At 71.8% G+C, this 26,561-nt stretch carries 25 protein-coding genes; 18 read left to right on the top strand and 7 right to left on the bottom strand.

What is annotated here, in order from left to right:
• Positions 1 to 105: 105 nt before the first annotated feature.
• The 8 genes from ACFYU9_RS34980 to ACFYU9_RS34945 all read left to right on the top strand — a co-directional run bounded on the left by ACFYU9_RS34980 (position 106) and on the right by ACFYU9_RS34945 (position 6,875).
• Positions 106 to 747, top strand: coding sequence for an HAD family hydrolase (locus ACFYU9_RS34980; RefSeq protein WP_389215122.1), 642 nt, complete (start codon positions 106 to 108; stop codon positions 745 to 747).
• Positions 748 to 796: 49 nt separating this feature from the next.
• Positions 797 to 2,002: an MFS transporter gene (locus ACFYU9_RS34975; RefSeq protein WP_389347569.1), complete on the top strand. Its 1,206-nt coding sequence runs from the start codon at positions 797 to 799 to the stop codon at positions 2,000 to 2,002.
• A complete protein-coding gene (locus ACFYU9_RS34970) occupies positions 1,971 to 3,149 on the top strand; it encodes an acetoin utilization protein AcuC (protein WP_389347567.1) in 1,179 nt (392 codons plus the stop codon). The genes ACFYU9_RS34975 and ACFYU9_RS34970 overlap by 32 nt, the downstream gene beginning before the upstream one ends.
• Positions 3,150 to 3,245: 96 nt before the next feature.
• Positions 3,246 to 4,061, top strand: a complete 816-nt coding sequence (locus ACFYU9_RS34965) for a phosphatase (RefSeq protein ID WP_389347565.1) — start codon at positions 3,246 to 3,248, stop codon at positions 4,059 to 4,061.
• A gap of 128 nt (positions 4,062 to 4,189) precedes the next feature.
• Entirely contained in the window at positions 4,190 to 4,396 is a 207-nt protein-coding gene (locus ACFYU9_RS34960; protein ID WP_389215133.1) for a helix-turn-helix domain-containing protein, read from the top strand.
• 153 nt (positions 4,397 to 4,549) lie between these two features.
• Positions 4,550 to 4,648, top strand: coding sequence for a 30S ribosomal protein bS22 (locus ACFYU9_RS34955; protein WP_003948845.1), 99 nt, complete (start codon positions 4,550 to 4,552; stop codon positions 4,646 to 4,648).
• A 151-nt stretch (positions 4,649 to 4,799) separates the two neighbouring features.
• Positions 4,800 to 5,849 (top strand): NAD-dependent epimerase/dehydratase family protein, encoded by a 1,050-nt coding sequence (locus tag ACFYU9_RS34950; RefSeq protein WP_389215136.1) that lies wholly within the window; start codon positions 4,800 to 4,802, stop codon positions 5,847 to 5,849.
• A 15-nt stretch (positions 5,850 to 5,864) separates the two neighbouring features.
• On the top strand, positions 5,865 to 6,875 hold the full coding sequence (locus tag ACFYU9_RS34945; RefSeq protein ID WP_389347563.1) for a lysophospholipid acyltransferase family protein: 1,011 nt from the start codon (positions 5,865 to 5,867) through the stop codon (positions 6,873 to 6,875).
• Positions 6,876 to 6,996: 121 nt separating this feature from the next.
• Here ACFYU9_RS34945 and ACFYU9_RS34940 read toward each other — a convergent pair whose 3' ends face one another.
• The 3 genes from ACFYU9_RS34940 to ACFYU9_RS34930 form a co-directional block, all read right to left on the bottom strand.
• Positions 6,997 to 8,196: a DUF5667 domain-containing protein gene (locus ACFYU9_RS34940; RefSeq protein WP_389215142.1), complete on the bottom strand. Its 1,200-nt coding sequence runs from the start codon at positions 8,194 to 8,196 to the stop codon at positions 6,997 to 6,999.
• 289 nt (positions 8,197 to 8,485) lie between these two features.
• Positions 8,486 to 9,277 carry an ECF subfamily RNA polymerase sigma factor, BldN family gene (locus ACFYU9_RS34935; protein WP_389215144.1) on the bottom strand — a complete coding sequence of 264 codons (792 nt, stop codon included), beginning with the start codon at positions 9,275 to 9,277 and terminating at the stop codon, positions 8,486 to 8,488.
• 537 nt (positions 9,278 to 9,814) lie between these two features.
• The gene (locus tag ACFYU9_RS34930) at positions 9,815 to 10,765 is read right to left on the bottom strand and encodes an HAD family hydrolase (protein WP_389215147.1); all 951 of its coding nucleotides are present in this window, start codon (positions 10,763 to 10,765) and stop codon (positions 9,815 to 9,817) included.
• 148 nt (positions 10,766 to 10,913) lie between these two features.
• Here ACFYU9_RS34930 and ACFYU9_RS34925 point away from each other — a divergent pair, with 148 nt between their 5' ends.
• The 7 genes from ACFYU9_RS34925 (at position 10,914) to ACFYU9_RS34895 (ending at position 17,827) form a co-directional block, all read left to right on the top strand.
• Positions 10,914 to 11,189, top strand: a complete 276-nt coding sequence (locus ACFYU9_RS34925) for a glutaredoxin family protein (protein ID WP_389215150.1) — start codon at positions 10,914 to 10,916, stop codon at positions 11,187 to 11,189.
• A gap of 272 nt (positions 11,190 to 11,461) precedes the next feature.
• Positions 11,462 to 12,337 carry a redox-sensing transcriptional repressor Rex gene (locus tag ACFYU9_RS34920; RefSeq protein WP_389347561.1) on the top strand — a complete coding sequence of 292 codons (876 nt, stop codon included), beginning with the start codon at positions 11,462 to 11,464 and terminating at the stop codon, positions 12,335 to 12,337.
• A complete protein-coding gene (locus ACFYU9_RS34915; RefSeq protein ID WP_389215155.1) occupies positions 12,334 to 13,689 on the top strand; it encodes a glutamyl-tRNA reductase in 1,356 nt (451 codons plus the stop codon). The genes ACFYU9_RS34920 and ACFYU9_RS34915 overlap by 4 nt, the downstream gene beginning before the upstream one ends.
• Complete coding sequence (hemC, locus tag ACFYU9_RS34910) at positions 13,686 to 14,672, top strand: hydroxymethylbilane synthase (protein WP_389215157.1); 987 nt, start codon at positions 13,686 to 13,688, stop codon at positions 14,670 to 14,672. The genes ACFYU9_RS34915 and hemC overlap by 4 nt, the downstream gene beginning before the upstream one ends.
• Positions 14,669 to 16,339: a uroporphyrinogen-III synthase gene (locus ACFYU9_RS34905; RefSeq protein ID WP_389215160.1), complete on the top strand. Its 1,671-nt coding sequence runs from the start codon at positions 14,669 to 14,671 to the stop codon at positions 16,337 to 16,339. The genes hemC and ACFYU9_RS34905 overlap by 4 nt, the downstream gene beginning before the upstream one ends.
• A gap of 170 nt (positions 16,340 to 16,509) precedes the next feature.
• Positions 16,510 to 17,517, top strand: a complete 1,008-nt coding sequence (gene hemB / locus ACFYU9_RS34900; protein ID WP_389215162.1) for a porphobilinogen synthase — start codon at positions 16,510 to 16,512, stop codon at positions 17,515 to 17,517.
• Positions 17,518 to 17,554: 37 nt separating this feature from the next.
• Positions 17,555 to 17,827 carry a DUF1876 domain-containing protein gene (locus ACFYU9_RS34895; protein ID WP_389216024.1) on the top strand — a complete coding sequence of 91 codons (273 nt, stop codon included), beginning with the start codon at positions 17,555 to 17,557 and terminating at the stop codon, positions 17,825 to 17,827.
• A 12-nt stretch (positions 17,828 to 17,839) separates the two neighbouring features.
• On the opposite strand, the gene ACFYU9_RS34890 is transcribed toward ACFYU9_RS34895, so the two are convergent.
• A complete protein-coding gene (locus tag ACFYU9_RS34890; RefSeq protein WP_389215165.1) occupies positions 17,840 to 18,556 on the bottom strand; it encodes a DUF4232 domain-containing protein in 717 nt (238 codons plus the stop codon).
• A 319-nt stretch (positions 18,557 to 18,875) separates the two neighbouring features.
• On the opposite strand from ACFYU9_RS34890, the gene ACFYU9_RS34885 reads away from it, so the two are divergent.
• On the top strand, positions 18,876 to 20,147 hold the full coding sequence (locus ACFYU9_RS34885; protein ID WP_389347559.1) for a helix-turn-helix domain-containing protein: 1,272 nt from the start codon (positions 18,876 to 18,878) through the stop codon (positions 20,145 to 20,147).
• 28 nt (positions 20,148 to 20,175) lie between these two features.
• Here the strand turns inward: ACFYU9_RS34885 and argS are convergent, their stop codons facing one another.
• On the bottom strand, positions 20,176 to 21,945 hold the full coding sequence (argS, locus tag ACFYU9_RS34880; protein ID WP_389215170.1) for an arginine--tRNA ligase: 1,770 nt from the start codon (positions 21,943 to 21,945) through the stop codon (positions 20,176 to 20,178).
• Positions 21,946 to 22,161: 216 nt separating this feature from the next.
• Here argS and lysS point away from each other — a divergent pair, with 216 nt between their 5' ends.
• Entirely contained in the window at positions 22,162 to 23,883 is a 1,722-nt protein-coding gene (gene lysS / locus ACFYU9_RS34875; protein ID WP_389347557.1) for a lysine--tRNA ligase, read from the top strand.
• Positions 23,884 to 24,073: 190 nt separating this feature from the next.
• The gene (locus tag ACFYU9_RS34870) at positions 24,074 to 24,280 is read left to right on the top strand and encodes a hypothetical protein (protein ID WP_389215175.1); all 207 of its coding nucleotides are present in this window, start codon (positions 24,074 to 24,076) and stop codon (positions 24,278 to 24,280) included.
• Positions 24,281 to 24,302: 22 nt separating this feature from the next.
• Here the strand turns inward: ACFYU9_RS34870 and ACFYU9_RS34865 are convergent, their stop codons facing one another.
• Positions 24,303 to 25,610, bottom strand: coding sequence for a DUF2637 domain-containing protein (locus ACFYU9_RS34865; protein WP_389347555.1), 1,308 nt, complete (start codon positions 25,608 to 25,610; stop codon positions 24,303 to 24,305).
• 141 nt (positions 25,611 to 25,751) lie between these two features.
• Entirely contained in the window at positions 25,752 to 26,492 is a 741-nt protein-coding gene (locus ACFYU9_RS34860) for a DUF3558 domain-containing protein (RefSeq protein ID WP_389347553.1), read from the bottom strand.
• Positions 26,493 to 26,561: the final 69 nt, after the last annotated feature.

The following is a 26,561-nucleotide window of genomic DNA, read 5'->3' as shown; positions in this document are numbered from 1 at the left end:
TACTGCAGGGGGGACCCTGTGGGAGAGTAGGACGCCGCCGAACAATCATTGTGGGAAAGCCCCGCACCGTATGGTGCGGGGCTTTTCTGCGTTTAGGGTCGGATCATGGACTACGACCTGATCATCTTCGACAACGACGGTGTGCTCGTCGACAGCGAACCGATCTCCAACCGCATCCTGGCCGGCCACCTCACCGAGCTCGGGCACCCGACCACCTACGAGGAGTCGGTGCGGGACTACATGGGCTCGGCCATGCACCGGATCCACGAGCTGGTCGAGGAGCGCAGCGGGAAGCGGCTTCCGGCGGACTTCGACGACACGTTCCACGCACGGGTCTTCGCCGCCTTCGAGCGGGAGCTGGAGGCGGTCGAAGGGGCCGCTGAGTTGCTCAAGGGGCTGGCCGCGGAAGGGATTCCGTACTGTGTGGCCTCCTCCGGGAGCCATGAGCGGATCCGGGTCGGGCACCGGAAGACCGGGCTCGACGTCTGGTTCCGGGACGAGAACATCTTCAGCGCCGAGGACGTCGGCCGGGGCAAGCCGGAGCCGGACCTCTTCCTTCACGCCGCCGCGCGGATGGGCGTCGCGCCGGAGCGGTGCGTGGTCGTCGAGGACAGCCGGCTCGGGGTGCAGGCGGCCGTCGCGGCCGGGATGGACGTGTACGGGTTCACGGCGATGAGCACCGAGGAGAAGCTGGCGGGGGCTACCGGGTTCTTCGGGCGGATGGCGGAGTTCCCGGTCAGATTGTGATGGTGATCCATCTACCCAGCGGTAGGTTCCGGCCCTACGCTGTGCCGCCATGACAGATGCGCGGTTGCGGCGTGGGCGGGGCTCTCTGGCGGTCAGCTTCTTCGTGCAGGGGGTCACCTTCGCCCTGCTCGTGACCCGGATCCCGGCGATCCAGGACCAGTACGGGATATCCGACGGGCTGCTGCCCGTGTTCCTGGCCGCCGTGCCGGTGCTCGCCGGCGTGTCGAGCGTGGTGACCGAGAAGGTCGCCGCCCGCGTCGGGCCGGCGGGCGTGCTGCGCTGGGCGCAGCCGCTGGTGCTGCTCGCGCTGCTCGCCGCCGGGTCCGGTTCGGGCCTGGCGTGGGCCGCGGTGGCGCTCGGGGCGTTCGGGCTCGCGGTGGGTTCGCTGGACGCGTCCATGAACATGCTGGGGGTGAGCCTCCAGCGGGCGTACGGGCGGTCCATCATGCTCGGTTTCCACGCCGCGTACAGCCTCGGTGGGATCGCCGGGGCCTCGCTGGCCTGGGTGGGGGCGCACTGGCATCTGTCGCTGTTCGTGTCCTATCTGCCGGTGGTGGCGGTGCTGCTGCCGGTCGCGCTGGTCGGGAGCCGCTGGTACGTGGACGGCGGGCCGCGCTCCGGTGCGGCGGCCGAGGAGGGCGAGGCCGGTTCGCAGGGCGTGGTGTTCCGGCTGCTGCTGCCGCTGTGCCTGGTGATGACCTTCGCGTACATCGGGGACTCGACGGTCTCCAACTGGTCGGCGAAGTACCTCCAGGACGTGCTGCACAGCTCGGAGGAGCTGGCGACGGTGCCGTACAACGCGTACATGGTGACGACGCTGCTCGGCCGGGCCGTCGGAGACCTCGGGGTGCGGCGTTTCGGGGCGGTCCTGGTGGTGCGGTGCGGGGCGGTGCTCGCGGCGCTGGGCTTCGCGGTGGTGGCGGCGGCGCCGGGCGCCTGGGCGGGCATGGCCGGGTTCACGGTCCTGGGCCTGGGCCTGAGCGTGATCGTGCCGCAGACCTTCGCCGCGGCCGGGCGGCTGTTCCCCGGGGCGAGCGACGCGGCCGTGGCGCGGCTCAACGTCTTCAACTACGTGGGCTTCCTGGTGGGCTCGCCGCTCGTGGGCGCGCTCGGGGACGCGTGGACGTATCGGGGGGCGATGCTGGTGCCGATGGTGTTGGTCCTGGTGACGGTGGTGTACGCCACGTCGTTCGGCGTTCAGAAGGCCCGATACGGTGGCGGGCATGAGCAGCCGCGCACTGTTGATGTGGGATGAAGCTGTCACGGGCTACGACTTCGGCCCCGAGCACCCGATGGATCCGGTGCGGCTCGCGCTGACCATGGGGCTGGTGCGGGCGTACGGGCTGGACCGCCGGGTCGACGTGGTGGCGGCGAAGCCGGCCGGGGACTCGACGCTGCGGCTGGTGCACCGTGAGGACTACGTGGCGGCGGTGCGGGCGGCGTCGGCGGATCCGAAGGCGGCCGACCCGTCCTATGGGCTCGGGACCATGGACGATCCGGCGTTCGCGGGGATGCACGAGGTGTCCGCGCTCATCGCCGGGCAGTCGGTGGGCGCGGCGGAGGCGGTGTGGCGCGGGGACGCGGCGCACGCGGTGAACTTCGCGGGCGGTCTGCACCACGCGATGCCGGGTGCGGCGTCCGGTTTCTGCATCTACAACGACGCGTCGCTGGCGATCGCCCGGCTGCTGGAGCTGGGCGCCGAGCGGGTGGCGTACGTGGATGTGGACGTGCACCACGGGGACGGGGTGCAGGCGGCGTTCTGGGAGGACCCGCGGGTCCTGACGGTCTCGCTGCACGAGCATCCGCGGACGCTGTTCCCGCAGACGGGCTGGCCGGAGGAGACCGGGGCGGCCGGTCCGGGCGAGGGCGGGGCGGTGAACCTGGCGCTGCCGGCGGGGACCGGGGACGCCGGGTGGCTGCGGGCGTTCCACGCGGTGGTGCCGGAGCTGATCGCCGACTTCCGGCCGCAGGTCCTGGTGACGCAGCACGGCGCGGACACGCACTTCGAGGATCCGCTGGCGCATCTGGCGGTGTCGCTCGACGCGCAGCGGGCGGTGCAGGAGGCGTGTCACGATCTCGCGCACGCGTACGTCGAGGGCGGGAAGTGGCTGGCGCTCGGTGGCGGCGGATACGCGGTGGTGGACGTGGTGCCACGGTCGTGGACGCATCTGGTGGGGATCGCGGCGCACGCTCCGGTGGAGCCGGAGTCGGTGATCCCGGAGTCGTGGCGGGACGAGGTGTACGCGCGGACGCGGCAGCCGGGGCCGCGGCGGATGACGGACGGGCGGTGGCCGGTGGCCTGGCGGGACTGGTCGGAGGGGTACGACCCGGCGGACCGGCTCGACCAGGCGGTGCTGGCGACGCGGCGGGCGGCGTTCCCGCTGCGGGGGCTGCTGGCCTGAGCGGATGACCGAAGGGACCCCACGTGTTACGCCAACTGTGCGGTCTCGTACGGGTTTTGGTCCCCGGCCGGGGCCGGGGGCGGCAGCATCGTGAGGGTGTTGAGTACCGGGGCGCTGCGGGCGCATCTGTTGGCGGCGGGGCTCGCCGGGACGGTGGCGACCGCGCGGGAGACGAGTCTGCGGAGCTATCGGGCCTTCGCCGCGGGAGATCCGCGGGTGACGCTCGGGCTCGATCCGGTGCGGCCCTGGGGCGAGGCGGAGCTGCTGCGGCTGATGGCGGAGCGGTGCGGGGTGTCGGCGGATCCGGCGTACCGCTCGGGGCCGGACGCGATCGACCCGGAGCGGACCCTGGGGGCGCTGGCGGCGTTCGCCGCACGCCTTGGGGAGGCGGCGGGCCGGCGGGCGCCGGTGCTGCTCGGGACGGGGCATCCGCACCGTTTGCTGGGTTTCTACGCCGGGCTCGCAGACGCTTTGTCGGCGGCGGGATGTCTTGTTCTCACCCCAGCGCAGGGGAGATGTGTCGACATAACGACCCGGTTCGGCGTACGCACGCACCTTCTCGACTACGTACGGGGGGTGGCCCTGGTGCGAGAAGCGGACCTGCCGGCCGCAGGGCGCGAGCCGGGGGCGCACACCCATTCGCCGCTGCCGGTTCGGGCGGCCCTGGAGAGCGCGGCCGTGGCCGGCGGGCCGCTGCCGGAGCTGGTGGTGGGGGACCACGGCTGGGTCTGCGGGGCAGGTCAGCTGGGTATCGAGGCCATCGGGCTCGCCGACACGGACGATCCCGCGCTGTTCGTCGGGGAGGCCGAGGGGCAGGTGTCCGTGGCCGTTCCGCTTGATGACGGCGTGCCCTCGGACTACTACCGCCCACTCACACGCTATGTACTCAATCGAGCGTGTCTGTCACGGTAAACAGCTGATCGCAGCTCCTCTTCCCCACTCGTACCACCCGCCCCTACTCTGGGCGTGAGCGCTCAGCGACGAAGAGTCACCGGAGGGGAAGCCGGTGGGCGTCGCGTGGCGGAAGGTACAGGTGGGTCATGGCTGCTGGCATGCCTCTCAACGAGGTGAAGTTCCTGACCGTGGCGGAGGTTGCCGCGGTGATGCGCGTCTCCAAGATGACCGTGTACCGGCTGGTGCACAGCGGTCATCTGCCCGCGATCCGGGTGGGCAGGTCCTTCCGGGTGCCGGAACAGGCGGTGCACGAGTACCTGCGGGAGTCCTTCGTGGGGGTGGCGACCGCGTAGCGAGCGCGGAGCCGTAAGCCCCGAATATGCCCTCGGTTAACAAGGGCGACGTTCTAGCCGGTAGGCTAGCCCCTCGTAGGTCGTGTGGGCCCAGACGCCCCGCACCGATCCCCGCTGGCGCGGGGATGTTCCGAGAAGTGAGCGAGGGTAGTCGTGGGCTCTGTTATCAAGAAGCGGCGCAAGCGGATGGCGAAGAAGAAGCACCGCAAGCTGCTCAAGCGCACGCGCGTTCAGCGTCGCAACAAGAAGTAAGCGCGACGCCCGAGCGGCGTTTTCGCGTCGACGTGGCCCCCACCGGTTCGCCGGTGGGGGCCACGTTTTCATTGCGCCGAAATCTGCAGGCGCTACGGTGGCGTTCTACGGAACGCGGTCACATCGCGACGGCTGACGGAAGGCGCTTCTCTTGGGCAAGGTCGTGCTCGTCACCGGTGCGGCCCGGCACCTCGGCGCCCGCTTCGTCCGTCGGATCCAGCGCGACCCGGAGGTCGAGCGGGTGATCGCCGTGGACCGGGTCGATTCCCCGTACCCGCTGGGCGCGGCCGTGTTCGTGCGCACCGACATCCGCCGGCCGGCCGTCGCCAAGGTGCTCGCCCAGCATGATGTGGACACGGTCGTCCACATGGACGTGACCGGGACCGCGCTCGGCTCCGGAGGCCGTACGTCGGTCAAGGAGACCAACGTCATCGGCACCATGCAGCTGCTCGGCGCCTGCCAGAAGTCGCCGCGGATCAAGCGGCTGGTGGTGAAGTCGAGCACCAGCGTGTACGGCTCCGCGCCGCGCGACCCGGCCGTCTTCACGGAGACCACGGCGGCGAAGTCGCTGCCGAGCGGCGGCTTCGCCAAGGACGCCGTCGAGGTCGAGGGGTACGTACGGGGCTTCGCCCGGCGCCGCCCGGACGTGGCGGTGTGCGTGCTGCGGTTCGCCAACATCCTCGGGCCCCGCGTGGACTCCCCGCTCGCCGAGTACCTGGCGCTGCCCGTCCTGCCGACCGTCTTCGGCTACGACCCGCGGCTGCAGTTCGTCCACGAGGACGACGTCATGGACGTCCTGGAGCTCGCCGCGCGCGAGCCGCGCCGGGCCACCCTCAACAGCGGCACCTTCAACATCGCCGGCGACGGGGTGCTGCTGCTCTCGCAGTGCGCCCGGCGGCTCGGCCGGCCGACCGCGCCGGTGCTGCTGCCGGCGGTCACCTGGGTCGGGCAGGCGCTGCGCACGGTCGGGATCACCGACTTCTCGCCGGAGCAGATCCGGCTGCTCACCCACGGCCGGGTCGTCTCCACGGTCCAGATGCGCGAGACGCTCGGCTTCACGCCCGCCCACTCCACCGCCGACGCCTTCGCGGACTTCGCGCGCAGCCAGGGGCCGGGGCTGCTGCCGCCGGAGCTGCTCGCCGGGGCCGTGGACCGGCTCGCCGGGCGGCTGGCACCCTCCACCCTTCGAAACGGCATGTGAGGAGACCGGAACCCGATGGCGGACGCCAAGGTCATCCCGTTCGACGACGACCGCTCGCGGACGCGTCGCAGGCCCGTGCGGGACGACGGCCGGGAGGCCGCCGTACGGGCGCTGCCGGCGCAGGCGGCCGTACCGGAGGCGGGGGAAGGGCAGGAGCCGCGGCCCGGGGCCGGTGCCGCGCCCCGGGCGGGCTGGGACCGGGCGCTCGCGGGCGGCCTCGCGTTCCTGCGGCGGCGGGTCACCGGCGAGTACGAGGTCGACGAGTTCGGCTACGACGAGGAGCTCACCGACCAGGTCCTGATGTCGCTGCTGCGCCCGGTGGCCGAGAAGTACTTCCGGGTGGAGGTGAAGGGCGTCGAGAACATCCCGAAGGACGGTGGCGCCCTCGTGGTCGCCAACCACTCCGGGACGCTGCCGCTGGACGGCCTGATGATGCAGGTGGCCGTGCACGACCACCATCCGGCGGGCCGCCATCTGCGGCTGCTCGCGGCCGACCTCGTCTTCATGCTGCCGGTGATCAACGAGCTGGCCCGCAAGGCCGGGCACACGCTGGCCTGCGCGGAGGACGCGGAGCGGCTGCTGCGGGCCGGCGAGATCGTCGGCGTGATGCCGGAGGGCTTCAAGGGCATCGGCAAGCCCTTCGCCGAGCGGTACAAGCTGCAGCGCTTCGGGCGCGGCGGTTTCGTGTCGACGGCGCTGCGGGCCGGGGTGCCGATCGTGCCGTGCTCGATCGTGGGCGCGGAGGAGATCTACCCGATGCTCGGCAACGCCAAGACGCTGGCGCGGCTGCTGGGCCTGCCGTACTTCCCGCTCACGCCGACCTTCCCGTGGCTGGGGCCGCTGGGCGCGCTGCCGCTGCCGACGAAGTGGACCATCCAGTTCGGCGAGCCGATCCCGACGGACGGCTATCCGCTGGAGGCGGCGGAGGACCCGATGCTGATGTTCAACCTGACGGACCAGGTGCGGGAGCAGATCCAGCACACGCTGTACAAGCTGCTGGTGCAGCGGCGGTCGGTGTTCTTCTGACACCAAGGCGGTCGGTCTTCTTCTGGCACCGACGGCGGTCGGTGTCCCCCTGGCACCGATATGGCGGTCGGTGTTCTTGCGGCGAAGCGGCGGTCAGTGGCTCTGACCGCCGCTTCGGGCGCTACTTCGCGTCGCTGCTGTCGATGCCCAGGCCCGGCAGCAGTCCCGGCAGGATCGGCGGGATGGTGACGTCCGGGACGGGTGGCAGCGACTCCTGGCCGGACGGGTCCGTGCTCGGGCCCGTGCGCGGCGGGTTGAGCAGGCCGCCAGGGCCGCCGCCCAGGAGGCCGTCGCCGGGAGGTGTGCCCGTGCCCGTGCCGGAGCCGGAGGGCGACGGCTGGGCGGCGTCGCCGCCGTGCGACGGCGTGGCCGACGAGGAGTGCGAGGCCTTGGGGTCGGCCGCCGGGGTGTGTCGCGGCGTGCTCGGGCCGCCGGAGTCCACGGCGCCGCGCTCGGGGGTGCGCGGCAGGACCGACTGGAGCGGCTCGACGTCGTCGTCTATGGCCTTGAAGACGTCGTTCACCTCGTTGCCCACGTCGGTGAGCTGGACCGGGAGCCGGTCGCGCAGGCCGTCCCACGTGGCGCGGTGGGCCTGCGCGAAGGAGTTGAGCCGGGCCATCGGGCCGATCTCGCCGTCCCGCTCGTACGCCTGGCGGAGCAGCCGGTGACCCTCGGAGGCGTCGTGCTTCATGCCGCCGAGGACCCGGCGGATCTCGCCGAGCGACTCGTGGTCGAGGTCGCCGGAGCGGCCGCGCTCCATGAGCCGGCGGGCCTCGCTGAGCCGGGTGGACGCCTGGTCGAGATAGATCCCGCCCCGGTCGGCGTCGTCGTCGGCCATCCCGAGCTTGATGTCCTCCATGCCCCGCTTGAGCCCGTAGAGCGAGTCACCGGGGAGGGCGTCGGAGCTGGCAGCGGCGACTCCGCTGAACGCCCCGGCGGCCACACCGACCGTGAGCCCGCCGGCGGCGAGGCCCTTGGTCCAGCGGGAGCGGGGGCGCAACTTCCGGAGCGGGGAGGCCCGGTGGGCTCCCTTTCCGGAGGTCCGTTGCTCCGGCACCATAGGGCCCGCGGACGCGCTGCCCTCCGCGAGCATCGCTTCCATGGCGGCGACGAGCTGGGCTCGTTGCACCACCTTCACCTCGGGGTCCATCTGTGGTCTCGGCAGCTCGCCGAGACCGTTCGCCAGGGCCAACAGTCGCCCCTGCTCGGCCGGTTCGGCCGGCGGCTCGGGCTGTTCGGCCGCCGCGTCCCCGGACGTCCGATCCTCCAGGGCCTGGGCGAAGGCGTTCGCCCGCCGGTGTGCCGAAACGTTCGCGATCACTGGCGGCACCTCCTCTCGTCATGACGGTCGACTCCCCGAGAGGTTCGGAAGGTTGCACACCTTGAGCGCTTCCACACGAAAGAGTGAGTGGAAGTGGACACGGCGTGACCACAGGGAGCCTGCATTTCGCACAACGAGCGGCGCGGCACTTGGGTTACGCGCGAAAGATGATCGGACCAGTGCGTCATCGAGGCGTCACCGACTGTGAGTTGAGACGGGGTGGTGGGGACGGGGGGTGGGGCGGGCGGCGCGGAGGGGACCGTGGGCGCGTGTGGGGGGCGCTGAGCGGTCAGCGGGCGTCGTCCGGGAGGAGACGGGCCAGGGTGCGCACGGCCCGGTACTGCAGCGTCTTGATCGCTCCCTCGTTCTTGCCCATGACCCGGGCGGTCTCGGCGACCGACAGGCCCTGGAGGAAGCGGAGCGTGACGCACTCCTGCTGCTGGGGGTTGAGCCGGCGGACGGCGTCGAGGAGGGCGGCGTTGGAGAGGGACTCGAGGACGGAGTCCTCCGGGCTGCGCTCGACCTCGTTGGCGTCCAGCATCTCGCCGGTGGTGACCTCCAGGCGGAAGCGGCTGGACTTGAAGTGGTCGGCCACCAGGTTGCGGGCGATGGTGACGAGCCAGGCGCCGAAGTCGCGGCCCTGCCAGGTGAAGGTGGAGATGCGGCGCAGGGCGCGCAGGAACGTCTCGCTGGTGAGGTCCTCCGCCGTCGCCTTGCCGCCGACGCGGTAGTAGATGTAGCGGTAGACCGTGTCGCTGTACTGGTCGTACAGCCGGCCGAAGGCCTCGGCCTCGCCGGCCTGGGCGCGTTCGACCAGGTCCATCATGCGGGCGCTGTCGCTGTCCGCGGTGGGCCTGCGGGCGGCGGCCTGGGTGCCGGCGCCGCCGCGCGTGCCGCGTCTGCCGACGGCGGCACCGCTTTCGGCCAGGGCGTAGCAGGGACCGGCGGGTGCCGGGCCGGCGAAGGCGAAGGCGGATGCGGGGACGGCGTACGCGGTGGGGACGAAGCCGCGCAAGTGGTCGAGGACCGTTGCGCGCAGCGTAGCCAGGCCCGAGGCGTCAACCCCGACGTGTGGGTACACGGGACTCCCAGAGGCAGAGCTTCCATCACGTGCAGTGCGGGACCGTTCACTCGTCGTGGCGACGGGTGGGGTCCCTTGTGCGTCTGAGGAGAATAACGCTTCGTACAGGCAGCGCTACACCGAGTTGCTGAAATCATCGTTTCGGTCGCATCCGTTACCGCTTAAGGGCGGAACTAGTCGCACTTGGTGACCTGTTGTTGATCGGATTGCTTCCGAGTGTGATCAAAGCCGGGTTCGCTTGTGCCCGAGTGCGGAGCGGGCGAGTGATCGGTGCCGCTGCCGGGTAGGGAGCGGGGAATGCCCCGACGTCGCCGTGTGCGGGCGTGTTCGACCACGGACGGGTGAGCCCCGGCGGTCCGCGGTTGTCGCAGACGATCGCAGCCGAAACGTATCGGCATGATCGGTACGGGGCGGGCGGATACAGCCTGTTACGGGACGAGTCGGTACAGGGCGCGCAGATGGGTCGTCATGGGACGGCCCGGCGTCCCGGCGCGTTCAGCGTTCAGCGTTCGGTGCCCGGTGCCCGGTGCCCGGTGCTCAGCGGCGGCGGCGGTGCAGCGCGAGCGCGGCGGCCGCGCCGCCCGCGAGGGCGCCGACGCCCGCGGCGGCCGGGATGCCGACCTTGGCGGCCTTGCGGCCGGTCCGGTAGTCGCGCAGCCGCCACTCGCGCTCCCTGGCGTAGCGGTGCAGCTTGGCGTCCGGGTTGATCGCGTACGGGTGGCCGACGAGCGACAGCATCGGGATGTCGTTGTGCGAGTCGCTGTACGCGGCGCAGCGGGTCAGCTCCAGGCCCTCGGCCGCGGCCAGCGCCCGTACCGCCTCGGCCTTTGCCGGGCCGTGCAGCAGCTCGCCGACGAGCCGGCCGGTGTAGATGCCGTCGACGGACTCGGCGACCGTGCCGAGCGCGCCGGTCAGGCCGAGCCGGCGGGCGATGATCGTGGCGGTCTCGACCGGGGCGGCGGTGACCAGCCACACCTTCTGGCCGGCGTCCAGGTGCGCCTGGGCGAGGGCGAGGGTGCCGGGCCAGATCCGGTCGGCCATGTACTCGTCGTAGATCTCCTCGCCGATCGACATCAGTTCGGAGACGCGGTGGCCCTTGACGATGGAGAGCGCGCTGTCGCGGGCCTCCTGCATGTGCGCGGGGTCCTCGACGCCGGCGAGCCGGAACCACGCCTGCGCCCAGGCGAAGCGGGCCAGGTCGCGGCTGTCGAAGAACTTCCTCTTGTACAGGCCGCGGCCGAAGTGGAAGAGCGCGGCGCCCTGCATCACCGTGTTGTCTAGGTCGAAGAAGGCGGCGGCCTGCTCGTCGCCGACGACCGGGAACTCGGCTTCCTCGGGGGCGGTCTCGAGGGCCTCCGCGGCCTCCTCCCGCTCCTGCTCCAGCTGTTGCGAGGTCTTGCGCGCCGCCTCGGCGGCGGCCTCGCCTGCGAGGACGCTGCGGGCGGTGGCGGAGCGCCTACGGGGGGTGAGCCATCCAAGAGCGGCCATGTTGCGAGCATAGATGCTCTGTTCGGCACTTCCCGACTTGTGAGGATGCCGTGGTGTGAACAGTGGGGGACTCCCCTGTTGCCCGGGCCGTGCTTCCCGGTGCTTCCCGGTGCTCCCCCGTGCTTTCCCGGGCCGCAGAATGGACGCCATGTTGGGGATGTTCGGTCGTACGAAGAAGCAGAGCGGTCCGCGCACGGTGACGCTGATCGGCAAGCCCGGGTGTCATCTCTGTGACGACGCCAGGGCGGTGATCGAGGCGGTGTGCGCCGAGACGGGCGCACGCTGGGAGGAGAAGGACATCACCCGGGACGAGGAGCTCTACCGCGCCTACTGGGAGCAGATCCCGGTGGTGCTGGTCGACGGCGAACAGCACACCTTCTGGCGGGTGGACGCCGGGCGGCTGCGGCGCGAACTGGGTGCCTGACCGAAAGACGGCTACCATCGAGGACGTTTTGTTGGCTTTCGGGGGCGGCGCCACAAGGAGAGTGTGCGGTTTTGCCCCCTTCGGGATCTCAACGCCTCGGTACGCTCCGCGGTTCCACGATGACGCGAACCAGCCGCGTGACCCCGGTCACTTTGGCCGGACAAAACGGACACCATCTTTGTGCACGCGTTCACAAAGACATAGCCTGCATTCGACGGGGCGGTCCTGGGACGCATGGCCGCCTGCAGCCCCGCTCATCCCGCAGGAGCACCGTGGCAACTGGCCGAACTCACCGACCGGCGACCCGTAGCCGAGGAATTCCCGAGGCCACCGTCGCCCGTCTCCCGCTGTATCTGCGTGCCCTCACGGCGCTGTCGGAGCGGTCCGTACCGACGGTCTCCTCCGAGGAGCTCGCGGCCGCCGCGGGGGTCAACTCCGCGAAGCTGCGCAAGGACTTCAGCTACCTCGGCTCGTACGGCACGCGCGGCGTGGGCTACGACGTCGAGTACCTCGTCTACCAGATCTCCCGCGAGCTCGGCCTGACCCAGGACTGGCCGGTCGTGATCGTCGGCATCGGTAACCTCGGTGCCGCTCTCGCCGGCTACGGCGGCTTCGCCTCCCGTGGCTTCCGCGTCGCCGCGCTCATCGACGCCGACCCGGCGATGAAGGGCAAGCCGGTCGCCGGCATGCCCGTGCAGCACAGCGACGACCTCGAGAAGATCATCGAGCAGGACCGGGTCTCCATCGGCGTCATCGCCACCCCGGCCGGCGTCGCCCAGCAGGTCTGCGACCGGCTGGTGGCCGCCGGGGTCACCTCGATCCTGAACTTCGCGCCGACCGTGCTCTCCGTGCCCGACGGCGTCGACGTGCGCAAGGTCGACCTCTCCATCGAGCTCCAGATCCTCGCCTTCCACGAGCAGCGCAAGGCCGGCGAGGAGCCGGGCGCCGAGCAGGCAGCGGCCGACTCCCGCGCCGCGGAGGCCGAGCCCGAGCCCAAGCGCGAGTCCGGTGCCGCCGTCTCCGGTGCGGCCGTCTCCGGTGCCGCCGTCTCCGGTGCGGCCGAGCCCGTGCCGGCCGCCGCCCGGACCGCCGAGGACTCCACCCGTAAGGGACCTGACGGGGACATGCCCGCCGTGATGCCCGCATGAGCGTCCTCGTCGTCGGTCTCAGCCACCGCAGCGCCCCCGTCAGCGTCCTGGAGCGGGCCTCCCTCTCCGCGGACGCCAAGGTCAAGCTGCTGCACGACACCCTCGCCGCCGAACCGGCCGCCGAGGGCGCCGTCCTGGCCACCTGCAACCGCATCGAGCTCTACGCCGACGTGGACAAGTTCCACGCGGGCGTCGCCGAGCTGTCCACGCTGCTCGCCCAGCACAGCGGCGTCGGCCTCGAAGAGCTCACCCCCTATCTCTACGTGCACTACGAGGACCGGGCCGTCCACCACCTCTTCTCGGTGGCCTGCGGCCTGGACTCCATGGTCGTCGGCGAGGGCCAGATCCTCGGCCAGATCAAGGACGCCCTCGCGGTCGGCCAGGACGAGCACACCGCCGGCCGGCTCCTGAACGACCTGTTCCAGCAGGCCCTGCGGGTCGGCAAGCGCGCCCACAGCGAGACCGGAATCGACCGGGCCGGGCAGTCGCTCGTCACCTTCGGCATGGAGCAGCTGGCCGAGGGCGCCGAGGTCACCGCGTGGGCCGCGGGCAAGCGCGCCCTCGTCATCGGCGCCGGCTCGATGTCCTCGCTCGCCGCCGCCACCCTCGCGCGGGCCGGCGTCGCCGAGATCGTCGTCGCCAACCGCACCATGGCCCGCGCCGAGCGGCTCGTCGAGATCCTGACCGAGCCCGGGGGCACGGGCGTGGCCGCGCGCGCGGCCGAGATGGTTGCCGTCGGCGACGAACTGACACGTGCCGACATCGTCGTCTCCTGCACCGGAGCCACCGGACTCGTCCTCACCGGCGAGGCCGTCGAGACCGCCATGCGGGACCGCACCCGGCCCCTGTACCTCCTCGACCTCGCGATGCCCCGCGACATCGACGCCGCCGCCCACCGCCTGCCCGGCGTCCGGCTCGTCGACATCGAGTCGCTCGCCGAGGCGTCCGCCGACGCACCCATGGCGAACGACGTCGACCAGGTGCGCACCATCGTCTCCGACGAGGTCGCCGCCTTCGGCGCCGCCCAGCGGGCCGCCCGCATCACGCCGACCGTCGTGGCCCTGCGCGCCATGGCCGCCGACGTGGTCACCGGCGAGATGGCCCGCCTCGAAGGCCGGCTGCCCGGCCTCGACGACAAGCAGCGCGCGGAGATCACCCAGACCGTGCGCCGTGTGGTCGACAAGCTCCTGCACGCGCCGACCGTGCGCGTCAAGCAGCTCGCCAGCGAGCCCGGCGGCGCCGGGTACGCGGACGCACTGCGGACACTCTTCGACCTCGACCCGGAGACGGTTGCCTCTGTCAGCCGGGCCGACCTGAACGACGGTGACGTCAAGAACCGAGGGCGAGTATGACCGAGAGGGCACTGAGGCTCGGGACCAGGCGCAGCAAGCTCGCCATGGCCCAGTCCGGACATGTGGCCGACGCCGTCCGGCAGGCGACCGGCCGACCCGTCGAGCTCGTGGAGATCACGACGTACGGGGACACCTCGCGCGAGCACCTGGCGCAGATCGGCGGCACCGGTGTGTTCGTCGCCGCGCTGCGTGACGCGCTGCTCGCCGGCGAGGTCGACTTCGCCGTGCACTCCCTCAAGGACCTGCCGACCGCGCAGCACCCCGACCTGGTGCTCGCGGCCATCCCGCGGCGCGAGGACCCGCGCGACGTGCTCGTCGCGCGCGCCGGGCTCACGCTCGACACGCTGCCGGCCGGCGCCCGCGTCGGCACCGGTTCGCCGCGCCGCATGGCCCAGCTCAACGCGTACGCGCGCAGCCACGGCCTGACCATCGAGACCGTGCCGATCCGCGGGAACATCGACACCCGCGTCGGCTACGTACGCAAGGGTGAGCTGGACGCGGTGGTACTCGCCGCGGCCGGGCTCAACCGCATCGGCGGAACCGAGGAGCTCACCGGCTCCCTGTCGGTCGACCACCTGTCGGTCGACACGGTCCTGCCCGCCCCCGGTCAGGGGGCCCTGGCCGTCGAGTGCCTGGCGTCGAACGCCGCACTCGTCGCCGCGCTCGCCGAGCTCGACGACCCGTACACCCGGGCCGCCGTGACCGCCGAGCGAACCCTGCTCGCCGCCCTGGAGGCCGGCTGCTCCGCACCCGTGGGTGCGCTGGCCGACCTGCTGGCAGACGGCCCTGGTCCTGAGCAGACTGTCACCGAAATGCGCCTGCGCGGCGTCGTCGGCACCACCGACGGCTCCACGCTGGTGCAGCTGTCCACCACCGGTCCCGTACCCACCTCCTACGAGGAGGCGGTGGCCCTCGGACGCGAACTCGCGGACGAGATGCTCGCCAAGGGTGCGGCCGGTCTTATGGGGGAGCGAGCACTTTGAGCCCCACCAGCCCGACCACCAGCCCCGCGTCCGCCGCCTTCCCCGGCCACGGTCACGTCACCTTCCTCGGCGCCGGACCCGGCGACCCCGGACTGCTGACGCTCCGGGCCGTCGAAGCCCTGGCCGGCGCGGACGTCCTGATCGCCGAGCCGGAGGTGCTCGAAGTCGTTCGCGGGCATGCGCGCGCGGGCGTGAGCACGCCTGAGCTGACGGTTGTCGACGAGGCGTCAACAACCGTCGGAGTCCCCGTGTTGAGGGATGCGACCAATCTTGTCATGGAGGCCGCGAGGGGCGGCAAGCGGGTCGTCCGTGCGGTGACCGGCGACCCCGGCCTCGACGGCAACGCGGGCGGCGAGATGCTCGCCTGCGCCTCCGCCGGCATCCCCTTCGAGGTCGTCCCGGGCGTCGCCACGGCCGTCGGCGTGCCCGCGTACGCCGGTGTCCCGCTGCGCGACGCGCAGGGCACGGACGTCCGCTTCGTCGACGCCCGTACCGCCGACGACCGGTGCTGGGCCGAGGTCGGCGCCTCCGACGGCACCGTCGTCGTCTCGACCTCTCTCGACTCGGTCGCCGCGGCGGCCGGTGAGCTGGTGGCGGCCGGCCGTAAGCCGGACACCCCGCTCACCGTCACCATCGGCGGCACGACGACCCGCCAGCGCACCTGGACGGCGACGCTCGGCACCATCGCCCAGGTCTTCAAGCAGGGCAAGGTGCTCCCGTCGCCCGAGGGCCACCGCCCGGCGATAGCCGTGGTCGGCGAGCGCAGCGCGGCCGCACAGCGCGACCAGCTGTCGTGGTTCGAGTCCAAGCCGCTCTTCGGCTGGCGCGTGCTCGTCCCGCGCACCAAGGAGCAGGCCGCGTCGCTCTCCGACCAGCTGCGTTCGTACGGCGCCGTGCCGCACGAGGTCCCGACCATCGCCGTCGAGCCGCCGCGCACGCCGCAGCAGATGGAGCGTGCGGTCAAGGGCCTGGTCACCGGCCGCTACGAGTGGATCGCCTTCACGTCGGTCAACGCGGTGAAGGCCGTCCGCGAGAAGTTCGAGGAGTACGGGCTCGACGCCCGCGCCTTCGCCGGCATCAAGGTCGCCGCGGTGGGCGAGCAGACCGCCGCCGCGCTGGTCGACTTCGGTGTGAAGCCGGACCTGGTGCCGAGCGGCGAGCAGTCCGCCGCCGGCCTCCTGGAGGACTGGCCGCCCTACGACCCGGTCTTCGACCCGATCGACCGCGTCTTCCTGCCGCGCGCCGACATCGCGACCGAGACGCTCGTCGCGGGCCTGATCGAGCTCGGCTGGGAGGTCGACGACGTCACGGCCTACCGCACCGTGCGCGCCTCGCCGCCGCCGGCGGACACGCGCGAGGCGATCAAGGGCGGCGGCTTCGACGCCGTGCTCTTCACCTCGTCGTCGACCGTGCGGAACCTGGTCGGCATCGCCGGCAAGCCGCACAACGTCACGGTGATCGCCTGTATCGGCCCGGCGACCGCGAAGACGGCGGAGGAGCACGGCCTGCGCGTCGACGTCCTCTCGCCCGAGCCCTCGGTCCACAAGCTGGCCGAGGCCCTCGCGGAGTTCGGCCTGCGCCGTCGCGCGGCGGCGCTGGAGGCGGGCGACCCGGTGACGCGGCCGAGCGAGCGCCGGCCGGGTGCGCGCAGGCGCAGGACGACGTAAGCCGCCGGCTTTGCCGACGTGCGCGGGGCGCGGGTTCCTTCGGGGCCCGCGCCCCGCGTGCGTCGGGGCGCGGGCGGGCGCAGTGGCGGGTGCACGGGGGCGCTGCGGGCCCCTCGCGCGGCAACACCGTGTCGGTAAACGCACCCTGTCCGCGGGCGTAGCCTCGGAGGATGAACTCGTACGGATCCTTCCCCGGAGCGCGGCCGCGGCGGCTGCGGACGACGCCCGCCATGCGGCGGATGGTGGCCGAGACGCGGCTGCATCCGGCCGATCTGATCCTGCCCGCGTTCGTGCGGGAGGGCGTGACCGAGCCCGTGCCGATCTCGGCGATGCCGGGCGTGGTGCAGCACACGCGGGACACGCTGCGGAAGGCCGCCGTGGAGGCGCTGGAGGCGGGGGTCTCCGGGATCATGCTGTTCGGCGTGCCGGAGGACGCGAAGAAGGACGCCGCCGGTACGGCTGGCACGGACCCGGACGGGATCCTGCAGGTGGCGATCCGGGACGTGCGGGCCGAGGTCGGCGACGACCTGGTGATCATGTCGGACCTGTGCCTGGACGAGTACACCGACCACGGCCACTGCGGCGTCCTGGACGCCGACGGGCGCGTCGACAACGACGCCACCCTGGAGCGCTACGCCGAGATGGCCCAGGTCCAGGCCGACGCCGGCGTCCACGTCGTCGGCCCGTCCGGGATGATGGACGGCCAGGTCGGGGTGATCAGGGACGCCCTGGACACCATCGGCAAGGAGGACGTGTCGGTCCTCGCGTACACCGCGAAGTACTCCTCCGCCTTCTACGGCCCCTTCCGCGAGGCCGTCGGCTCCTCGCTGACCGGCGACCGCAAGACCTACCAGCAGGATCCCGCCAACGTGCGCGAGTCCATGCGGGAGCTCGCCCTCGACCTCGAGGAGGGCGCCGACATGGTCATGGTGAAGCCGGCCGGCCCGTACCTCGACATCCTGGCCAAGGTCGCCGACGCCGTGGACGTGCCGGTCGCCGCGTACCAGATCAGCGGCGAGTACGCGATGGTCGAGGCCGCCGCGGAGAAGGGCTGGATCGACCGCGACAAGGCGATCTTCGAGACCCTGACCGGTATCCGCCGGGCCGGCGCGCAGATGATCCTCACGTACTGGGCGACGGAGGTCGCGCAGAAGCTGGGCGCGGCGCACTCTGGATAGGTAGCCGACAGGTACCCCTCCGGAGGTGGTCCTCATGATGAACACGCTCGTCGGATGGCACGTCGAGATGGAGTTCCGGGAGGAAGGCGACCGGACGAGGGCGGCGGCCATGGTGCGGCTCGGTGACGGCACCGAGTTCCGCGCCCACGGCAACGCCAATCGGCACCCCTCCGACCCGGACCAGCTGCGGGTCGGAGAGGAGATCGCCGGGGCCCGGGCGCTCATGGACCTCGCCTCGCAGCTGCTGCAGAAGGCCCACACCGAGATCGACGAGGTCTCGGGGCGGACCTCCCATCCGATCAACCGCTGAGGCCCGGGTGCCTCAGTACGTGAGCGCTTCCTCCAGGGTGCGCTGCCAGTACGACACGGCGGCGCCGTCGTCGGCGAACGTGCCGCTCGGCGCCGTCACCGTCTTCCCGTCGGCCTCGGTCAGGTACACCTTGATCGTGCGGACGGCGCGCCCGTGGGTGTCCGGGCCCGGCTCTCCGGTGAGGATCACCGACGCGTAGCCCGTCTCGCCCGGCATCAGCGTCACCACCGCCTGCGGCTTGCTGTCCTCGACGGTCCTGATCGTGGCCTGCGCGTCGTCGAAGCCCACGAACGGCGCGTTCAGGGCGTTGCAGGGGCGGCTGCCGACGTTGGTGACGCTCAGGACCAGGTGGTTGACCGGGCGGCTGACCTTGCTGGCCACGATCTTCGTGTGCGACGCCGTGCAGGTGGTGATGACGGCCTGGTCCGAGGACGTCCCGCCGCCCGGCTTGGCGGTGGGCTTCGACGCGGGCTTGGCGTCGGGCTTCGTGCCGGGCCGCGTGGCATGCCCGGTGGTGGGCGTCGGCCGGGCGGCCTGCTCCGCGGCGGAGGCGGTGGGCCGCGGCGTCGGGGCCGTCCCGTCGGCGGGGGCGGCCGACGTCGCCGACGCGGGCTTGGCCGGGTTCGGCTTCGCGGCGGCCGGGGTGCCGTCCGACTGGCAGGCGGTGAGGGCGAGCGCCGCCACGAGGGCGGTGGCGGGCAGGGCGAGGCGGCGGGCGAGCGTGCGCATGGTGGGTCCCCGTGGGTTCTCTGTGAGCGGTGCGGTCGATGGTGCGGTGGCGGTGAGTGGTGCGGTCCGTCCTGCTGCGGCGCGTCGTGCGGTCAGTGCGGCTTCAGCAGAGCGATCACGACCGCCGTGCAGACGATGAGGATCGCCAGTGCCAGGGCGTCGGTGACGCGGCTGTTCGGCATGGCTCATACCTTGCGGGCGGGGTGATCCACTCGCAATCGGCACGGGACAATGGGGGACGCTGGAACGCTCACACCCACCGTGACCTGGGGAAATGACCATCCCCTGGAATGCGTTCCCGGGACGCGGGGAGATGTGGATGGAGGCGGCGGACGGCTTCGCGGAGCTGATGCGCGCACTGAAGGAACGCTCCGGGCTCAGCTACGGGACCCTGGCGAAACGGCTGCACGTCAGCACCTCGACCCTCCACCGGTACTGCAACGGCGACGCCGTGCCGACCGAGTTCGCCCCCGTCGAACGGCTCGGGCGGCTCTGCGGGGCCACCCGCGAGGAGCTCGTCGAACTGCACCGGGCCTGGATCCTGGCGGACGAGGCGCGACGGCGGGGGAAGGGCGAGCCGGAGTCGGAGCCGGAGGCGGGATCCGAGGCGGGGGCTGAAGCGGGGGCTGGGCCGGCAGCCGAGCGGGTAGCCGAGGCGGCAGTCGCGCCGGGGGAGGCGTCAGAGGCTGCTGGGGTTGCCGAGGTCGGTGAGGGGGCCGGGGCTCCGGGGGCAGAGGCAGGGGCAGGTGCAGGAGGGGTACGGGCTCCGGGGGCCGCGGCCGGAGCCGTCGGGGCCGGACCCGTCGTCGACGCCGCACCCGCCACGGGCGGCGTCCCGCGGTCCCGCAAGCGGCTCGTCGTCCTGCTCGCCGCCGTCGCGGTCGTCGGCCTGGCCGTCCCCGCCGTGTACGTCGCGGGGCGCGCCGACGACAGGGGGGCCGGGGCCGCCGGGGCGGGCGCCGACACGGGGCCGCCCGCGCCCCTGAGCGTCGGCATCAGCTCGTACAACTGGGACGAGCCCTGCGGCCAGTACTACGTGCTCGGCCAGCAGCCCGGGCACGTCCCGCCGCCGCCCACGCCCCAGGACACCCGCGGCTGGGCCAGGGCGCTCGGCGGGACCGACGGCGGTCACCTGCGGGTCCAGCTCACCGTCACCGGCAGCACCCAGGCACCCGTGGTGCTCACCGGGCTCCACGTGCGCGTCGCGCAGCGGGCCGAGCCGCTGGCCGGATCGGTCTTCTCCATGGGGGACGGCTGCGGCAGCGGCATCACCCCGCAGACCTTCGACGCCGACCTCGACGCCCCGCGCCCCTACCTGAAGCCCGTCGCCGGACAGGACGGCGACCGCGTGGTGCCGGCCAAGGACTTCCCGTACAAGGTGTCCGCCGGCGACCCCCAGGTCCTCAACCTGGACGTGCACACCGAGCAGTACGCTACCTCCTGGTACCTGGAGCTGGCCTGGAGCAGCGGTGAGCAGCACGGGACGGTACGCGTGGACGACGGCGGGCAGCTGTTCCGCACCACCGCCATCGCGGGACGTCCGACGTACGGCTACTGGCCCGACGAGGGGACCTGGGTCAAGCAGGAGTGACCCGGTCCCCTCGTCGTGCCGTGTGCCGTCAGAGGCGCTCGGGCGTCCGGATGCCGAGCAGCGCCATGCCCTTGTGCAGGGTGCGGGCGGTCAGGTCGCACAGGAAGAGGCGGTTCTCGACCTGGTCGGGGGTGTCCGCCTTCAGGACCGGGCACTCCGAGTAGAACGTCGTGTACAGCGAGGCCAGCTGGTACAGGTACGCGGCCAGCTTGTGCGGCGCGTACTCCTCGGCGGCTTCCTGGACGAGCTCGCCGAACGAGTCCAGGTGGAGGCCGAGCGCCCGCTCCGAGGCCGCGAGCTCCAGCTCCGGGTGGGCCGCCGGCTTGGCGTCGCCGGCCTTGCGCAGGATCGACTGGATACGGGCGTACGCGTACTGGAGGTAGACCGAGGTGTCGCCGTTGAGCGAGACCATCTGGTCCAGGTCGAACTTGTAGTCCCGCGCCGCCGACGTCGACAGGTCCGCGTACTTCACCGCGCCGATGCCCACCTGGGCACCGCGCTCGGTGATCTCCGCCTCCGACAGGTCCTGGGCCTTCTCGCGGACGACCGCGGACGCCCGCTCGATCGCCTCGTCCAGCAGGTCCACCAGCCGCACCGTCTCGCCCTCGCGGGTCTTGAACGGCTTGCCGTCCTTGCCGAGGACCGTGCCGAAGGCCAGCTGGACGGCCTTCACCTCGTCGTTCAGCCAGCCGGCCCGGCGGGCCGTCTCGAAGACCATCTTGAAGTGCAGCGACTGGCGGGCGTCCACCACGTACAGCAGCGTCGTCGCCTTCAGGTTCCGCACGCGGTCGCGGATGGCGGACAGGTCGGTCGCCGCGTAGCCGAAGCCGCCGTCGGACTTCTGGACGATCAGCGGCGTCGGGTTGCCGTCCGGGCCCTTGACGTCGTCGAAGAACACGCACAGCGCGCCCTCGGAGCGGACCGCGACGCCCGACTCCTCAAGGAGCCGGCAGGTCTCCTGGAGCATGTCGTTGTAGCCGGACTCGCCGACGATGTCGGGGTCGCGGATGTCCATGTCGAGCTTCTCGAAGACCGAGTAGAAGTAGATCTTCGACTCGTCGACGAACCGCTGCCACAGCGCCAGCGTCTCCTCGTCGCCCGCCTGCAGCTCCACGACGCGGGCCCGGGCGCGGGTCTTGAACGCCTCGTCGGAGTCGAAGAGCGCGCGGGAGGCCTTGTAGAGCCGGTTCAGGTTGGACATGGCCTCCTCGCCGGAGACCTCCGCGTCCGCGCCGTCGGCCTTGTGGTCCAGCTCGTGCGGGTGCTCCATCAGGTACTGGATGAGCATGCCGAACTGGGTGCCCCAGTCGCCGATGTGGTGGCGCCGGACCACCTGCTCGCCGGTGAACTCCAGGATCTCGACCATGGCGGCGCCGATGACGGCGGACCGCAGGTGGCCGACGTGCATCTCCTTCGCCACGTTCGGCTGCGCGTAGTCGATCACCGTCGTGCCGGCCGACGGGTTGAACGGCACGCCGAGCCGGTCGTCGGCGGCGCGGGCGGCCAGCGTGTCGATGATCGCCCGGTCGGAGACGGTGATGTTGAGGAAGCCGGGGCCGGAGACCTCGATCTCCTTCAGCACGTCGTTCGCCGGGATGGCGTCGACGACCTGGGTGGCCAGCTCGCGCGGGTTGCCCTTCAGCCGCTTGGCGAGCGCCAGGATGCCGTTGGCCTGGAAGTCGGCCCGGTCGCTTCGTCGGAGCAGCGGGTCGGCGGATCCGGCCTCCGGCAGGGCTGCCGAGAGACCTTCCGCGAGGCGCTGCTGCACGGTCGAAGCGAGGGAAGGGACCGAGGCCATGAGCTTCCGTTCCTGTGTCGGAGGATGATGGGCTGTATCGCTTGTCAAGTGTCCCATGGGAGGGCAACGCGTTTTCCCCGCCCATCCCGGACCTGTGGACAACTTCCACCCTGTGGACAACCTCGGACGGGGCCATTCCGTCTGGGACAATGACTGACGTAGGACCGACGCAGCTGTAAGGCTTCGAGGGAACCAAGGAAGAAGGACGAACCGACCGTGGCTCAGAGCAGCACCGAGACCGACTGGGTCTCCCGTTTCGCGGACGAGGTCATCGCCGAGTCGGAGCGACGTGCGCCTGGCAAACCGGTCGTCGTCGCCTCCGGCCTCTCCCCGTCCGGCCCGATCCACCTGGGCAACCTGCGCGAGGTCATGACCCCGCACCTGGTCGCCGACGAGATCCGCCGCCGCGGTCACGAGGTCCGGCACCTGATCTCCTGGGACGACTACGACCGCTACCGCAAGGTGCCGGACGGCATCGAGGGCATCGACAAGTCGTGGGCCGAGCACATCGGCAAGCCCCTGACCTCCGTCCCGGCCCCGGCCGGCTCCGCGCACCCGAACTGGGCCGAGCACTTCAAGGCCGCCATGGTCGAGGCGCTCGCCGAGCTCGGCGTCGAGTACGACCCGATCAGCCAGACCGAGCAGTACACCTCCGGCGTCTACCGCGAGCAGATCCTGCACGCGATGCGCCACCGCGGTGACATCGACGCCATCCTCGACCAGTACCGGACGAAGAAGGCGCCGAAGAAGCAGTCGCAGAAGCCCGTCGACGAGGCCGAGCTGGAGGCCGCCGAGGGCTCCGGCGCCGCCGGCGAGGACGACGGCTCCGGCGGCGGCGCGGGCTACTTCCCGTACAAGCCCTACTGCGGCCAGTGCGAGAAGGACCTCACCACCGTCAGCTCGTACGACGACGACACCACCGAGCTGGCCTACACCTGCTCGAACTGCGGCTTCGCCGAGACCGTCAAGCTCAGCGAGTTCAACCGCGGCAAGCTGGTCTGGAAGGTCGACTGGCCCATGCGCTGGGCCTACGAGGGCGTCATCTTCGAGCCGTCCGGCGTCGACCACTCCTCGCCCGGCTCCTCCTTCCAGGTCGGCGGCCAGATCGTCGGCATCTTCGGCGGCGTGCAGCCGATCGGCCCCATGTACGCGTTCGTCGGCATCAGCGGCATGGCCAAGATGTCGTCCTCGCGCGGGGGCGTGCCCACCGCGGCGGACGCGCTGAAGATCATGGAGCCGCAGATCCTGCGCTGGCTGTACGCCCGCCGCAAGCCCAACCAGTCGTTCAAGATCGCCTTCGACCAGGAGATCCAGCGGCTCTACGACGAGTGGGACAAGCTGGAGGCCAAGGTCGCCGACGGCTCGGTCCTCCCCGCCGACGCTGCGGCGTACGCGCGCGCGGCCCGCACCGCCGCCGGCGAGCTGCCCCGCACGCCGCGCCCGCTGCCGTACCGCACGCTCGCCTCGGTCATGGACATCACCGCCGGCCACGACGAGCAGACCCTGCGCATCCTCGGCGAGCTCGACCCGGAGAACCCGGTCACCACGCTCGACGAGGTCCGCCCGCGCCTGGACCGCGCCGAGAACTGGATCACCACCCAGGTCCCGGCCGACCAGCGCACCATCGTCCGCGAGGAGCCCGACGCCGAGCTGCTCGCCACCCTCGACGACGAGGGCCGCGAGTCGCTCCGCCTGCTTCTGGAGGGCCTGGACACCCACTGGTCCCTCGACGGCCTGACCACCCTGGTCTACGGCGTCCCGAAGGTCATGGCCGGCCTCACCCCCGAGGCCAAGCCGACCCCCGAGCTGAAGCTGGCCCAGCGCTCCTTCTTCGCCCTGCTCTACAAGCTCCTCGTCAGCCGCGAGACCGGCCCGCGTCTGCCGACGCTGCTGCTGGCCGTGGGCGCGGACCGGGTGCGCAAGCTGCTCGGCGCGTAAGTCGGAGCACCTCGGCCCCGCCGGACGGAGTCCGGCGCAGCCACCCGAAGCCCGTGAGGCCCCCTGGGGCCGAGCGGCGCGAGGGCGGCGTCAGGAAGCGGAAAGCCGCCCTCCTCTGCATCGTTCGGAGGAGGGCGGTTTCCGTCGTGCGCACGACGAAACGGGTGCGTGGGCGAGAGACGGTGGAGGCATGAAGAACGAAGCCATGGCCATCATCGGTTGGATCGCACTCGTCCAGGGCGGACTCGGCGCCGGCGGACGGCTCTTCGGGGACGGACCCTGGGGCCTGCTCCACAAGTGGTGGGACATCCCCACCCCCGGCTACCTCGCCATCTTCGCCGTCGGCCTCGTGCTGGCCGCGTTCGGCGAGACGATGAAGATACGCGCCAAGGCGTAGCCGCCTCGGCGCGCGGGGGCCGCTACGGGGTGTGGCTCTCGGCGAGTTCCTGCTCGACCTGCTGCCGCAGCCGCGGCGTCAGCTCACGCAGGATCGACGCGCTGCGGGGGTGCGTGATCCCGTACTTGTCGCTCAGCCATATGTCGAGCTGCTCCGAGGTCGGCAGGTCCTGCCACTCCTCGTAGTAGTCGTACATCGCCTTGTACGCGGAGTCCGCGAAGCCGTCGAGGGACGGCTCGTCCACGAACTCCTGGTACTCCTCGAACTGCTCGGGGCCCGGCGGAGGAACGTCCTCCGGGCCCTGCGGGATCGGCACCGGGGTGGGCTCCAGGCCCTCGACGAACTGCGGGGCGTACGTGCCCTGGTAGGCGTCCGGCGAGACCTGCTGGGCGACGAACCACGGGTTGCCCGAACCGTCCGTCTGCGCCTGGACGGCTTGGACGGCCTGGACCGCCTGATCCGGCTGGCCGTCCTGGACCGGCGCGTTCTGTGCCGGGACCGGCGCGGGCACCTGCTGCTGCACCTGCTGCGGCACCGGCTGTGCCTGGACCGCGGCCTGGGGAAGCTGCGGCTGCGCCGCCTGCTGGGCCACCGCCACCTGCGCCACCTGCGCCACCTGCGCCACCTGCGGCAGCAGCACGGGCTCCACGCCCGCCGCCGCGAGTCCGGCGGGCGCCGTCTCCGCCAGCGGCACGCCGTACTTCGCCAGACGCAGCGGCATCAGCGCCTCCACCGGCGCCTTGCGCCGCCACAAGCGGCCGTAACGGGCCTGCAGGCGCGCCTGGTAGACCAGCCGCTCCTGCTCCAGCTTGATCACCTGCTCGTACGACCGCAGCTCCCACAGCTTCATCCGCCGCCACAGCAGGAACGTCGGAATCGGCGAGAGCAGCCAGCGCGTCAGCCGCACGCCCTCCATGTGCTTGTCGGCCGTGATGTCCGCGATCCGGCCCACCGCGTGCCGCGCGGCCTCCACCGCGACGACGAACAGCACCGGGATCACCGCGTGCATGCCGACACCCAGCGGGTCCGGCCACGCCGCCGCGCCGTTGAACGCGATCGTCGCCGCCGTCAGCAGCCACGCCGTCTGACGCAGCAGCGGGAACGGGATGCGGATCCACGTCAGCAGCAGGTCGAGCGCGAGCAGCACACAGATGCCCGCGTCGATGCCGATCGGGAAGAAGTACGAGAAGGTGCCGAAGCCCTTCGCGACCGCCAGCGCGCGCACCGCCGCGTACGACCCGGCGAAACCGATTCCGGCGATGATCACCGCACCGGCGACGACCATGCCGATGAGTATGCGGTGCGTGCGTGTCAGCTGCATCGCGGCCACCCGCGATCCCCTCCCGTCGAACGACATCTCGCGGGCACAGACTGGCACATGCGCGGGAAGCCCGGCCTCCGGGGGAGGCGCGGGCTTCGCGCAAAGCGGGACGAACCGCTGCGTACCGGCTGTACGGCCGCTCCTGGTCGGCTACTTGTTGGCCGTGGCGACCGCCGCCACGGCCTCCTTCGCCGCCTTCAGCGCGCCGTCGGTGATCCACTTCTCCGACGGCGTCTTGGCGCCCGAGTAGCCGGCGCCGTTGTACGAGAGGAGCACCACGACGTTGCCCGTGCGGGCCACGACCGACCCGTACTGGAAGTCCTCGTCCGTCTTGCGCAGCTCGTACGACACGACGTCCGCCTGGTCGCCGACGCCCGGCGCCTTCGTCGTCTTCAGGTCCTTCGCGCCCCCGGTCGCCTGGACCTTCGCGAGCTCCTTGGCGTAGTTGTCGGCGGCGCGCTCCTGGCCGCTGCCGAGCGTCGCGTCCGACTCGTAGCGGTAGAACGACACGTCGAGCCAGCGGTAGTTCGAGCCCTTGGTGCCCTTGTCCTCAAGGCCGTTCCACGAGCAGCCGCCGCGGCTGGTCGTGTCGCTGGAGGTGGCGGCCGTGCCCTTGTCGTTCTTGGCCTTCGGCACGAGCTCGTCGATCGTCTTCGACGACAGCGCCTTGCAGATCTCCGGGAGCTTCGCGAACTTCGCCGGTTCGACCTTCTTCGTCGTCGGCGCCGCCGACGGCGTGCCTGCGGCAGAGGAGGCGGCCTTGTCCGGCGTGCCGGACCCCTTGTCCCCGGAGCCGGAGTCGGAGCCGGACGAGCAGCCGGCGGCGACGAGCATCACCGGGACGGCGGCGCAGGCGAGTATGCGGGAAAGTCGCGGGGCAGATCGCTGCATGGTTCCTTCAGTCGCTTGGGCAGTCGCTTGGGCGGCCGGCGGCCGGGCGGCCACGGTACGCCGACACGT

The sequence above is a fragment of the Streptomyces sp. NPDC004327 genome (genome assembly GCF_042873935.1).
Taxonomy (GTDB): domain Bacteria; phylum Actinomycetota; class Actinomycetes; order Streptomycetales; family Streptomycetaceae; genus Streptomyces.
This window is presented reverse-complemented; position numbering and strand designations above follow the sequence as displayed.

Excerpts from the sequence above, each read along its gene's own strand:
- ACFYU9_RS34870 (WP_389215175.1), top strand. The coding sequence starts at position 24,074 with ATGAAGAACGAAGCCATGGCCATCATCGGTTGGATCGCACTCGTCCAG.
- ACFYU9_RS34960 (WP_389215133.1), top strand. The coding sequence starts at position 4,190 with ATGGCTGCTGGCATGCCTCTCAACGAGGTGAAGTTCCTGACCGTGGCG.
- hemB (WP_389215162.1), top strand. The coding sequence starts at position 16,510 with ATGAACTCGTACGGATCCTTCCCCGGAGCGCGGCCGCGGCGGCTGCGG.
- ACFYU9_RS34945 (WP_389347563.1), top strand. The coding sequence starts at position 5,865 with ATGGCGGACGCCAAGGTCATCCCGTTCGACGACGACCGCTCGCGGACG.
- ACFYU9_RS34860 (WP_389347553.1), bottom strand. The coding sequence starts at position 26,492 with ATGCAGCGATCTGCCCCGCGACTTTCCCGCATACTCGCCTGCGCCGCC.
- ACFYU9_RS34930 (WP_389215147.1), bottom strand. The coding sequence starts at position 10,765 with ATGGCCGCTCTTGGATGGCTCACCCCCCGTAGGCGCTCCGCCACCGCC.
- argS (WP_389215170.1), bottom strand. The coding sequence starts at position 21,945 with ATGGCCTCGGTCCCTTCCCTCGCTTCGACCGTGCAGCAGCGCCTCGCG.
- ACFYU9_RS34970 (WP_389347567.1), top strand. The coding sequence starts at position 1,971 with ATGAGCAGCCGCGCACTGTTGATGTGGGATGAAGCTGTCACGGGCTAC.
- hemC (WP_389215157.1), top strand. The coding sequence starts at position 13,686 with ATGACCGAGAGGGCACTGAGGCTCGGGACCAGGCGCAGCAAGCTCGCC.
- ACFYU9_RS34925 (WP_389215150.1), top strand. The coding sequence starts at position 10,914 with ATGTTGGGGATGTTCGGTCGTACGAAGAAGCAGAGCGGTCCGCGCACG.
- ACFYU9_RS34975 (WP_389347569.1), top strand. The coding sequence starts at position 797 with ATGACAGATGCGCGGTTGCGGCGTGGGCGGGGCTCTCTGGCGGTCAGC.
- ACFYU9_RS34895 (WP_389216024.1), top strand. The coding sequence starts at position 17,555 with ATGAACACGCTCGTCGGATGGCACGTCGAGATGGAGTTCCGGGAGGAA.
- ACFYU9_RS34980 (WP_389215122.1), top strand. The coding sequence starts at position 106 with ATGGACTACGACCTGATCATCTTCGACAACGACGGTGTGCTCGTCGAC.
- ACFYU9_RS34885 (WP_389347559.1), top strand. The coding sequence starts at position 18,876 with ATGGAGGCGGCGGACGGCTTCGCGGAGCTGATGCGCGCACTGAAGGAA.
- ACFYU9_RS34890 (WP_389215165.1), bottom strand. The coding sequence starts at position 18,556 with ATGCGCACGCTCGCCCGCCGCCTCGCCCTGCCCGCCACCGCCCTCGTG.
- ACFYU9_RS34915 (WP_389215155.1), top strand. The coding sequence starts at position 12,334 with ATGAGCGTCCTCGTCGTCGGTCTCAGCCACCGCAGCGCCCCCGTCAGC.